Source organism: Bacillus sp. L75 (genome assembly GCF_003676355.1).
In the GTDB taxonomy this organism is placed as follows: domain Bacteria; phylum Bacillota; class Bacilli; order Bacillales; family Bacillaceae; genus Bacillus; species Bacillus velezensis.
The window spans coordinates 1-300 of the sequence record NZ_ML064976.1; the positions used below are offsets into that span (position 1 = coordinate 1).

The following is a 300-nucleotide window of genomic DNA, read 5'->3' on the forward strand; positions in this document are numbered from 1 at the left end:
TGATGGAATGATCGGTGATGATGGCTTGCTTGAGGTAAAGTGCCCAAACACAACAACGCAATTAAAACGCGCCTTGTCTGATGGTTACAGTGCAGATTACAAGGCACAGATACAGGCTCAATTATGGGTAACTGAGCGACAATGGTGCGACTTTGTTAGCTTTGACCCTCGCCTTGATTGTAAGGCAGGTTATTTACAGCAACGTGTTTTACGTGATGAAGAATATATAAGCGAAATGATAGAAAAAACAAACGCATTCATAAAGAAAATGAAAGAGGTTTATTTTCAACTAACAGGGGA

1 protein-coding gene is annotated in these 300 nt (G+C 40.3%); it reads left to right on the top strand.

Going from position 1 to position 300, the window contains the following annotated elements; all coding sequences use genetic code 11:
- Positions 1-300, top strand: a 300-nt coding sequence (locus D5S11_RS19780) for a YqaJ viral recombinase family protein (protein WP_164833875.1), incomplete at both ends; no start/stop codon positions are given.